This is a genomic window from Vibrio sp. HI00D65, assembly GCF_001635455.1.
Taxonomy (GTDB): Bacteria; Pseudomonadota; Gammaproteobacteria; order Enterobacterales; family Vibrionaceae; genus Vibrio.
Map to the genome: position 1 here is coordinate 1 of NZ_LWEH01000433.1, position 1,894 is coordinate 1,894.

Here is a 1,894-nt window from a genome sequence, read left to right on the forward strand (position 1 = left end):
AGGAGACGCTCTACCCTAAATGGTCAGAGAGGCGACGATAAGCGCATGGGCGAGAAAGTAACTGCCCGTTACCCAAAAGTACGCACTTTTGATCGGGCTGCGGTAACAGTTAAGTGCATACGCCAGTGCCGAGAGCAGCAATACGCTACAACCTGCAAATCCAACCGCGTGCGATAACTTAGGGTCAAGTAACCAAACCTCACCAGAAGCCCAAGTTAGCTGAATAAGCACAATCCCCATAATCACAACAGGAAAGACAAGTTTATCTAAACGTGGTAGCAGCAAGAAGAAAGCCACCACACAAGCAGCTAAGAGTAAGGCGAACAACCACCAGACCATTTCTCCAGACAACTGCAACCAAAAGGCTTTGCTATAACAAAGTTGAGCTAGCAGAAAGCAAACAAAATATAGGGGACGTTTTTGAGTGAGGGTGTGAAATACATCTGCGATCGCCGAGATCGCCAGGCCAGCAACGACCCAATACGTATAATCAGCAACAACAGACTGAGTTAAAGCAATGATCGCTAATAATACAAAGGTAAATAACTTATACGATAAGGCCTGACCGATATGTCCTTGTTTCGTTCCTGTTACTGCTCCGATACCAGATAAGGAAACCGCTAACCAACTCCACATACCACTTGCCCTATTGCTTTAAATCGTCGCCAGTCTAGGCACACGAATATTGATGTAAAGCCTCAGCCCCTCAAAATTGGATCTTGATTACGCTTCCACTAAAAAGAACACCTTTAGATTGAAGTCGTCGTAATTAACGATTCGAGAATGGTGATTCGTTTAAAACTGCAGCAAATCATTATAAAACCCTCTTAAACTTCGCTTAGAGAAGTCAGATCCCATTTTCACCTAGTTATTCTCTTAAGATTTCCTTCTTTGTCCTTAAAAATCGCCCATTCTCGACTTTAAAAATTAAAAAAATAAACATATAAATCATTTATTAACAAATACTTAGCTATAAAAACAATAGATTAACTGGAAAATAAAAACATCATTCCAACCTAGATTCATAAAGTGGTAAAGTTACTTTTCAAATGACAATTTTTGTCAGTTTTTTTCAAGCCCCATGTAAAAACCACCACAAAAACCAAAGAAAAAACCTTAAAAACCACCAAACCCCCACCCATAAAGCATCAAGCCTCATTAATACAACTTAACAACCATTAACAATATAAATCACACAAAACAACCATTATAAAACAGAAGCTTAAATCAAATCAGAACAAACATAAATCACAACGAACAAAATAAGAACACACCAAAAACCACACTTAAACACTCCAAAAAAAGCCATATAGCAGTACTTTTCTACTACTTTTGGGGCTTTCGAAAGTAATTATTGATCTAAAGCTATAAGTAGTGCTATTCTTTAAAACATAGCGAGAGACAACCAAATTTAGGAGTAGTGTTATGATTTCATCTTCGCAAAGACAAGGACTTGTAATGATCGCGGTAGTTGTTGGTCTAATGACACTACCGATGATGTACTAAGCAAGTTACAGATAAAAAAGGGACGCCATGAGCGTCCCTTTTTTCATTCAATTTTTTCATTTCGAAAACAGATGTAGCCTTAGCACATCCCAGTTCGCATAGTAGAAACCCGCGGCAGCCAAAGTTATTGTCATCATCAGCAAAATCGCAACTCGCCAGATAAAACGACCACTACGTGGAGTCAGTTCCTTCTCGCAGTCGTTACACATCATGATGAACTTATGTTGATCTTCCAACTTGGCATCATGTTCGTTCACTACTTTATTTCGGCACGTCGCGATATAACGCAGCTTGCTTACCATATCGTGCGGTAGCCTTTCTTCACAGCTTGTTACGAGCTCATGCAATCCTTCGCCTTCAGCGTGATATTGAAGTCTCAATAATTTCT

General features: G+C 39.6%; 2 protein-coding genes. Both read right to left on the bottom strand.

The features are described from left to right. Positions 1-15: 15 nt before the first annotated feature. On the bottom strand, positions 16-636 hold the full coding sequence (locus A3712_RS21735) for a lysoplasmalogenase (RefSeq protein WP_063525007.1): 621 nt from the start codon (positions 634-636) through the stop codon (positions 16-18). A 926-nt stretch (positions 637-1,562) separates the two neighbouring features. Next, a partial coding sequence (locus tag A3712_RS21740; protein ID WP_063525008.1) for a hypothetical protein occupies positions 1,563-1,894 on the bottom strand: 332 nt, incomplete at its 5' end.

Bases quoted from the DNA above. Each gene is read 5' to 3' on its own strand.
- A3712_RS21735 (WP_063525007.1), bottom strand. From the start codon at position 636: ATGTGGAGTTGGTTAGCGGTTTCCTTATCTGGTATCGGAGCAGTAACA.